An 8,786-nucleotide genomic window follows, 5' to 3' on the forward strand; every position below is an offset into this window, starting at 1 on the left:
CGACCGCGGCGGCCCCGGCCGTGGCGAGCAGCCCGTGGATGCGCTCGTCCGGGTAGACCGGGTCGATCGGCAGGTAGGCGCCGCCCGCCTTGAGGATGCCGAGCATGCCGACCACCAGCGCGGCGGAGCGCTCGACGAGCAGCCCGACCGGGCGGTCCGGCCCGACGCCGAGCGCGCGCAGCCGGTGGGCCAGGGCATTGGCGCGGTGGTCGAGTTCGGCGTAGTCGAGGACGCCGTCGGCGCCGCGGACGGCGGGCGCGCCCGGGGTGCGGCGGGCCTGCTCCTCGACCAGGCCGTGCAGGGTGCCCCCGAGGTCCCAGTCGCGCGCGGTGTCGTCCCAGTCCGCGATCTGCCGCTGCTCGGACGGGGTGAGCAGAGGGAGACCGGAGAGCGGGCGGTCGGGGGTCTCGGCCATCGCGTCGAGGACGGTGGTGAGGTGGCCGAGGACGCGCCGGACGGTCGGCTCGTCGTACAGCTCGGTGCGCCAGACGAGGTCGGCGACCAGCTCGCCGCCGGTGTCGACGACGGCCACCGACAGGTCGAACTTGGCGGTGTCGGTGCCGATCGGCCGCCAGTCGACGGCGTGGCCGGGCAGCCCCGGCCGGGCCTGCGCCTGGTTGTGGACGTTGAGCAGGACCTGGAACAGCGGGGTGTGGGCCAGTTCGCGCTCCGGGCCGAGCGCGTCGACCAGCCGCTCGAAGGGAAGGTCCTGGTGCCCGAAGGCGCCGAGGGCCGACTCCCGTACCCGGTCGAGCAGCCGGCGGACCGTCGGGTCCCCGGAGAGGTCGGTGCGCATCGCCAGGGTGTTGACGAAGCAGCCGACCAGCGGCTCGGTCTCGCTGCGGGTGCGCCCGGCGACCGGGGTGCCGACGGTCACGTCCTCGCTGCCGGTGTAGCGGCCGAGGACGGTCTGCAGGGCCGCGAGCAGCACCATGTACACGGTGGTGCCGGTCTGTTCGGCGAGCGCCCGGATCCGGCGGGTGCGCTCGACGCCGAGCTCGGCGGTGAACCGGTCGCCGGCGGTCCCGGCCACGGCCGGCCGGGGGCGGTCGGGGGGCACCGTGACGGTGGCGGTCGCGCCGCGCAGCCGTTCCTGCCACCAGGTCTGCTGCCGGTCGAGTTCGGCGGCGAGCCCGGTCTGCTGCCAGTACGCGATGTCGGCGTACTGGACGGGCAGCGACGGGAACCCCGGGGCGCGGCCCTCCCGCCGGGCCGCGTAGGCGGTGGCGAGGTCGGTGAACAGGACCCCGATCGACCAGCCGTCGGCGGCGATGTGGTGCAGCACCAGACTGAGCACGGCGCCGTCGCCGGTGCGCAGCAGGGCGGCGCGCAGCGGCAGGTCGGCGGCGAGGTCGAAGGGGCGGTGGGCCTCGGTCTCCAGCCAGGCGTCGACCCGGCCGGCGGGGACGTCGGCGACGGTGAGGGTGAGGCGCTCGGCGGGCAGCGGCTCCGGGCGGACCTCGCCGTCGACGGTCGGGTAGACGGTGCGGAGCACCTCGTGCCGGGCGAGGACGTCTGTGAGGGCCGCCCCGAGGACGGCCGGGTCGGGCGCACCGTCGATGTGCAGGGCGAGCGGGATGTGGTACGCGGCGCTGTCGGGCTCGTACTGGGCCAGGAACCACATCCGGCGCTGGGCCGAGGAGAGCGGCACGGGGGTGCCCGCGGGGCGCGGGGTGACGGCGTAGCGGTCGGCGGCGCCGCCCGCGGCGGCGGCCTTGGCGGCCTTGGCCTTGGCGAGGCGGCGGCGGAGCAGTTCCTGCCGTCGGGCCTCGGCGTCCGGGGCCGGACCGGTGGTGGGCTGGTCGGTCATGCGGTCTCCCCCGTCCGGGCACCGGTGGTGCCGTCGGCCGTGCGGTCGTGCGGGACCCCGGGCGCACCGGGGCGGTTCCGGCCGTTCCGGCCGGTCGGGTCGTCGAGGTCGTTCAGGTCGCCCAGTTCGTCGATCTCGGCGAGCATCCGATCCTCGATGCGGCGGGCCAGCGTGGCCAGCGTGCGGGCCTCGAAGATCGTGCGCAGCGGAAGTTCGGTCTCGAAGGTGTCGCGCACCTTGGTGAGCAGCCGGGTGGCGAGCAGCGAGTGCCCGCCGATGGCGAAGAAGTCGTCGTGCCGGCCGACCCGTTCGACGGCGAGCACCTCCTGCCAGAGGTCGGCGAGGAGTTCCTCGCAGTCGCCCTCGGGCGGGGAGCCGGCGCCGCCGAGCCGTGGCGCGGGCAGCGCGGCCCGGTCGACCTTGCCGCCGGGGGTCAGCGGCAGCGCGTCGAGCAGGACGAGCGCGGCGGGCACCATGTAGTCGGGCAGCCGCTCGGCGAGGGTGATGCGCAGTTCGTCCTCGGTGAGCGCGCTCCGGGTGGACCCGGCGTCGGCGGACCCGCGGCCCGCGGGCTCGGCGCCGGTGACGACGTACCCGGCGAGGACCGGGCCCGCCGGGGTCCCGACGAGCCGGACGGCGCCCGCGGTGACCCCGGGGATCGCGGTGAGCGCGGCCTCGATCTCGCCGAGCTCGATGCGGAAGCCGCGGAGCTTCACCTGGGCGTCGGCGCGGCCGTGGTACTCCAACCGGCCGTCCGCGCGGCGGCACGCGAGGTCGCCGGTGCGGTACATCAGCGCGCCCTCGGGACCGCCGGGCTCGGCGGTGAACCGTTCGGCGGTGAGCTCCGGACGGCCGTGGTAGCCGAGGGCGACGCCCGCGCCGGCGATGCAGAGCTCGCCGACGCCGTTGACCGGAACGGCGCCTCCGGCGGAGTCCAACAGGTGCAGCCGGGTGTTGGCGACGGGCGCGCCGAGGGCCACCACCCCTGCGTGGGCCGCGAGTTCGGGGGTGACCCGCTGGACGGTGGACCAGACGGTGGTCTCGGTCGGCCCGTACAGGTTCCACAGCGCGCCGACGCGCGGGAGCAGCGCCTCGGCGAGGTCCGCGGTGAGCGCCTCGCCGCCGCACAGGGCGGTCAGACCGGGACGGCCGGACCACCCGGCCTCCAGCAGCATCCGCCAGGTGGCGGGGGTGGCCTGCAGGTGGGTGACGCCGCGGGACCCGAGCCAGCCGGCCAGCGCGTGGCCGTCGGTGGCGGTGGCACGGTCGGCGATCTCCACCCGGGCGCCGGTGACCAGCGGCAGCCAGAGCTCCAGACCGGCGATGTCGAAGGTGACGGTGGTGACGGCGGCCATCACGTCCCGCCCGGTGAGGCCCGGCTCGCGGCCCATCGAGGTGAGGAAGTTGACGATCGCGCGGTGCGGGACGGCGACGCCCTTGGGGCGGCCGGTGGAGCCGGAGGTGTACAGCAGGTAGGCGGGGTCCTCCGGGCCGACGGTGACGGCCGGCGCCGCGGCGGGGGCGGCGGCGTGCTCGGGGCCGTCCACGAGCACGGCCTCGCGGCCGTGCAGCAGCGGGTCGCCCGCCGTCGCGCTCTCGGCGACCAGCAGGGTGACACCGGCGTCGTCGAGGACGCCGCGGTTGCGGGCGAGCGGCTGCTCCACGTCGAGCGGCAGGTAGGCGGCCCCGCTGCGCAGCACGCCGAGCAGGGCGGCGGGCAGCAGCCGGCCGCGCCGGACGGCGACCGCGACCACGGCCCCGGGCCCGGCACCGCGCGAGGCGAGCAGGTGGGCCAACCGGTCGGCGGTGTCGTCGAGTTCGGCGTACGTGAGGGCGCCGTCGGTGGCGGAGACGGCGACCGTGTCGGGGGTGCGGGCCGCCTGGTCCGCCACCAGCCGGTGCAGCGGGGCGTCGGGTATCGGCGCCTCGGTGCGGTTGACCGGATCGTCGGCGGCGAGTTCGGCGGCCGAGAGCATGGCCAGCTCGCCGAGCGGCCGGTCGGGTTCGGCGACGGCGGCGGAGAGCAGGGCGACCAGGTGGTCGAGCACGGCCCGGACGGACCGCTCGTCGTAGCGGGAGGTCCGGTACTCGGCGGAGAGCAGCGGTCCGTCGGCCGGGAACTCCAGGAAGATCGAGAGGTCGGTCTTGGCGGTGCCGTTGCACACCTCGGCGACGAACCGCAGGCTGAGGCCGGGGAGTTCGACGGCGGCCACCGGGTGGTTCTGGACGGCGAGCAGCACCTGGGAGACCGGCGAGGCGGTGAGCCCGGCCGAGCGGCCGAACCGGCGCGCGTGGTCGACGAACGGGTGACCGCTGTGCTCGGCGGCTTCCAGCACGGCCGGGCGGACCCGGGCGACCAGGTCGCGGAAGGTGTCGGTGCCGGCCACCTCCAGGCGGATCGCGACGGTGTTGATCAGCGAGCCGAGGACCTGCTCCAGCTCGGGGACGGGCCGCACGGCGAACGGGCTGAGCACCGCGAGATCGGTGCGGCCGGTGTAGCGGTGCAGGACGCCGCCGAGCGCGGCCAGCACGGCCATGTAGAGGCTGGCCCCCTCCTGGGCGGCCCGGCGTTCGACGGAGCGGACCAGGTCGGCGTCGATCCGGCGGGCGATCCGGCGGCCGGCGATGTCCTGCGGGTTGGGGTGCGGGCGGTCTCCCGGCAGGTGCTGTTCGGCGTCCAGACCGCGCAGCTGCCGGCCCCAGCGCCGGGCCGCGTCACGGCCGGCCGCGACGGCGCGCTCCTCCCAGCGGGCGACGTCGGAGAGCTGGAGGGCGGGTTCGGGCAGTTCGCCGTCCCGGTGGGCGCGGGCGATCTCGTCGAGCAGCAGTCCGGCGGCCCAGCCGTCCATCGCCGCGTGGTGGACGGTGAGCAGCAGCTCGTGCCGGTCCTCGCCGGTGCGCACGGCGAGGGCGCGCAGCAGCCGGCCGGTCGTCAGGTCGATCGGCCGGGCCGCCTCGGCGCGCAGCGCGGCGTCGAGGGCCTCGTCGTCGGCGCCCGTGAGGTCGAGCAGCGGCACGTCGACGGGGTAGGGCGCGACGATCTCCGCGGTGACCTCGTTCTCGTCCTCGCCGAGCGGGTCGGCGACGCCGCGCAGCGCGGTGCGCAGCACCTCGTGCCGGCGGACCACCTCGGTCAGCGCGCGGCCGAGGGCCTCGCGGTCGAGGGCGCCGTCCGCCCGGACGCGCAGCGGGACGTTGTAGAGGGAGCTGCCGGGCTGGATCGACTCGTGCAGCCAGAGTTCGCGCTGGAAGCCGGTGGCGCGGGCCGGCAGGTGGGCCTCGCGTTCGGGCGGGGCGACGGAGCGGCGTCCGCCGCCGCCGTTGGCGACCCGGACGGCCAGCGCGGCCACGGTCGGCGCGGCGAAGAATTCGGCGAGCGGCACCCGGGTGCCGAACTCCCGCTCGATCCGGCCCAGCAGCCCGGCGGCGAGCAGCGAGTGCCCGCCGAGGTCGAGGAAGACATCGTGCACGCCGACCTCGGGCACGCCGAGCAGGCCCTGCCAGAGTCCGGCGATGCGGGTCTCGACAGGGGTCCGGGGTGCGACGAAAAGCTCGTGGCCCGCGCGACTGCGGGCGGCCGGCGGCAGCGCCTTGCGGTCGGTCTTCCCGTTGGGGGTGAGCGGCAGGTGCTCCAGCACGGCGACCGCCAGCGGCACCATGTACCCGGGCAGGGCCGTGGCGCAGTGGGCGCGCAGGTCGGCGGGCGCCGGTTCGGCGAGGCCGGGCGCGGGCTGGACGAAGGCGGCCAGGTACTCGCCGGCCTCGTCGCGCTGGACGACGGCGGCGGCGGCCTCGACCGCGGGGTGGGCGGCGAGCACCGCCTCGATCTCGCCGAGCTCGACCCGGAAGCCGCGGACCTTCACCTGGTGGTCGACGCGGCCGTGGTACTCCAGGTCCCCGTCGGGGAGCCGGCGCACGAGGTCGCCGGTGCGGTAGCAGCGCACGCCGTCGACGGTGACGAACCGCTCCTCGGTGAGGTCGGGCCGGCCGTGGTACCCGCGGGCCAGGCCCTCGCCGGAGAGGTACAGCTCCCCGATGCCGCCGTCCGGCACGGCCGCCCGCCGCTCGTCGAGGACGTGGGCGAGGGTGCCGTCGAGCGGGCGGCCGATGACCGGCTCGCCGTCCTCGTGGCGGCCGACCAGCGACCAGGTGGAGTAGACGGTGTCCTCGGTGGGGCCGTAGAGGTTGTAGAGCCGCTCCACCTTGGGCTGGGCGTACACCTTGTCGGCGAGGTGCCGGGGCAGTGCCTCGCCGGCCAGGTTGACCACCCGCACGCCGTCCGGAAGGCCGTCGCCGCGCAGCAGCGCGGCCATGGCGCTGGGCACGGTGTTGACCAGGGTCACCTCGTCGCGGGCCGGCAGCTCCGGCAGGGCGAGGACGTTCTCGGCCACCACGACCGTGCCGCCGACGGCGAGCGGGAGGAAGAGCTCGTACACCGAGATGTCGAAGCAGACCGAGGTGCCGAAGAGCACGCCGGCCAGGTCGGCCGGGGTGTAGGTCCGCGCGGCCCAGCGGAGCATGGCGTTGACGCCGCGCCGGGTGACCGACACGCCCTTGGGGCGGCCGGTGGAGCCCGAGGTGTAGAGGACGTAGGCGAGCGCGTCGGCGGGGGCGACGGGGTCCGCCGGGTCGGCGGCGGGGCCGGTCGGAGCCGGGGTGGCGAGGCCGGGGGCCGAAGGAGCGGCGGGGGCGGGAACGGCCGGGGCGGCGGGGACGTCGGGGGCGTCCCCGCCGGTGTGGAGGAGGGTGGCACCGGCGCCGGCCAGCAGGTGTTCGTGCGCACGGTCGGTGGCCACCGCGGAGGCCCGGGCGTCGCCGACGACCAGTTCGAGGCGGTCGCGCGGGTAGGCCGGGTCGAGCGGCACGTACGCGCCACCGGCCCGCAGGACCGCCAGCAGGGTGATCACGAGGTCTGCCGTTCGCGGCAGGCAGACCCCGACCAGGGCCTCCGGACCGATCCCGGCGGCTGCCAGCCGGTCCGCCACCGCCTGTACGGCGAGGTCTAACTGGCGGTAGGTCATCCGACGGTGGCCGTCGATCACGGCGAGGGCGTCGGGGGTGCGTTCGGCCTGAGCGGAGAACAACTCGGCCGGCGATGCTGCCGGGTCCAGCGGTGGATGTCCCGTCGAACTCATCAACTCTCCTGGGGGGTGATGCTGCTCCGACTTGTGGCCGGGGGGAAACGGGCGGTGTGCCCTCGGAGATGCTGGGGTAAAGATCTTCGAATGACCAGCACATTTCCGTCACTCGTTCGATATGCCGGAAAGATCACCTCCGTCGCGCTCGTCATCGGCGCGAAAGTGTGACGGTTCGTCGGCGATTTCGGACAGATTGTCAGGACCCTTGGCATCGCGGCCCAGTGGCGCTACGGTCGTCGCCAACGACCCGACGAGGGGGCGTGGCCGCGATTCCGCCGGCGACCCGGCAGAGCCCCTGACCTCCACGTTGTCAGATACCTGACACCCACTGGAGCGCACGGAACCCCCGCCCCGGAGGGCCCGCCGGTCCGCCCGGAGCGCCCCCCGGTCCGCCCCGGAGGGCGCTGCTCCGGGCACGACGGGCGGGAGCCGTCCCGAGCAGGGTGGGCGGGGGCCGCCCCGGGCAGGGTGGGCGGGAGCCGCCCCGGGCAGGGGCCAGAATGTACGCCATGTCACGACGACGCCCCGCGCCCCGCGCCGCCGCGCCCGCGCCCCGCCTGCTGCCCTCCTCCCCCTGCCCGTGCGGCCTGCCCGGCACGTACGGGGAGTGCTGCGGCCTCCTGCACCGCGGGCAGGCAGCCGCCACCACCGCCGAGGCCCTGATGCGCTCGCGGTTCAGCGCCTTCGCCGCCCGCGACGAGGCCTACCTGCTGCGCACCTGGCACCCCGACACCCGGCCGGACTCGGTCGAGTTCGACGCGGGGCTGCGCTGGGTGCGCCTGGAGGTGCTCTCCGGCTCCGAGGGCGGGCCGTTCCACAGCGAGGGCACGGTCGCCTTCCGCGCCCACTACGTCGAGGGCCGGGAGGAGGGGGTTCTCACCGAGCACAGCCGCTTCGTCCGGCACGAGGGCGCCTGGGTGTACCTCGACGCCCTCTCGCTCGACTGAACCGCCCACCCCGGGGCGGGCGGGCCCGCAGCGCTACAGGTAGTCGTCCAGCCGGGCCAGCGCGAAGCCCTGCGCGGTGACCTCGTCGACCACCTTGCGGAGCAGGTCGGTCATGGTGCCCGGCCACAGGTCGGTGCCCCGGAAGTGGGTGAGGATGATGTCGCCCGAGTGGAGCCGCTGGTCGAGCTGGCGGTACTCCATCCGGTCGGGGAACGCCTCCTCGTTCCAGAGCGGCACCGCCTCGATGCCGCAGGAGGCGGCGGCCCGCAGGGTGTCCTCGTTGTACTCCCCGTACGGGGGCCGGAACAGGCGTGGACGAGCGCCGATCTGCTGCTCCAGCTGGTCCTGCTGGCGGCAGATCTCGTCGCGCTGCGTCTCGTACCCGAGGACCTTGAGGTTGCGGTGGTTGATCGTGTGGTTGTTCACCGCGTCACCCTGGGCCGCGAGCTGGCGGAAGTAGCCGTAGTCGGAGCGGGCCAGGTAGTCGGCGACGAAGGTCGACAGCGGGATCCCGAGTTCGGCGGCCATCCGGTTGAACTCCGGGTCCTTCTCGGCACCGTCGTCGACCGTGAGGAAGACGATCTTCTGCTCGGTGGGCACCCGGTACACCACCGGCGGCAGGCCCTCCGCGAGCTTCACCCCCTGCCCGGCGCGCAGCTCCGGGCGGCCGGCCGGGCGCGGCGGAGCGGCCAGCGGCGGGCGCTCCAGGCCCCAGCGGCGCGCGGTCTCCAGCGCGGTCCGGACCGTCGCGGCCTTGCGGGCCACCGCCTCGCTGCTGGTCTCCTCCTCCGCCCGCGCCGGCCCCGGCAGCGACAGCGGCACGGCGGGCGGGCGCGGCCCGTCCCGGTCGGCCGCCGCACCGGTCCCGGTCACCGCGCCCGCCCCGGCCAC

The 8,786-nt window shown here is 75.9% G+C and carries 4 protein-coding genes; 1 reads left to right on the forward strand and 3 read right to left on the reverse strand.

What is annotated here, in order from left to right; all coding sequences use genetic code 11:
* On the reverse strand, positions 1–1,810 hold a 1,810-nt coding region (locus ACFWOG_RS33945; RefSeq protein WP_380363058.1), incomplete at its 3' end, for a condensation domain-containing protein.
* Positions 1,807–6,945 carry an amino acid adenylation domain-containing protein gene (locus ACFWOG_RS33950; protein ID WP_380363060.1) on the reverse strand — a complete coding sequence of 1,713 codons (5,139 nt, stop codon included), beginning with the start codon at positions 6,943–6,945 and terminating at the stop codon, positions 1,807–1,809. The genes ACFWOG_RS33950 and ACFWOG_RS33945, both read right to left, overlap by 4 nt.
* 512 nt (positions 6,946–7,457) lie before the next feature.
* Here ACFWOG_RS33950 and ACFWOG_RS33955 point away from each other — a divergent pair.
* The gene (locus tag ACFWOG_RS33955; RefSeq protein WP_329951756.1) at positions 7,458–7,895 is read left to right on the forward strand and encodes a YchJ family metal-binding protein; all 438 of its coding nucleotides are present in this window, start codon (positions 7,458–7,460) and stop codon (positions 7,893–7,895) included.
* A 33-nt stretch (positions 7,896–7,928) separates the two neighbouring features.
* Here ACFWOG_RS33955 and ACFWOG_RS33960 read toward each other — a convergent pair.
* Positions 7,929–8,786 (reverse strand): polysaccharide deacetylase family protein (locus tag ACFWOG_RS33960; protein ID WP_380363063.1); only part of this gene is annotated, 858 nt, incomplete at its 5' end.

This window comes from Kitasatospora sp. NPDC058406, assembly GCF_042722765.1.
Taxonomy (GTDB): domain Bacteria; phylum Actinomycetota; class Actinomycetes; order Streptomycetales; family Streptomycetaceae; genus Kitasatospora.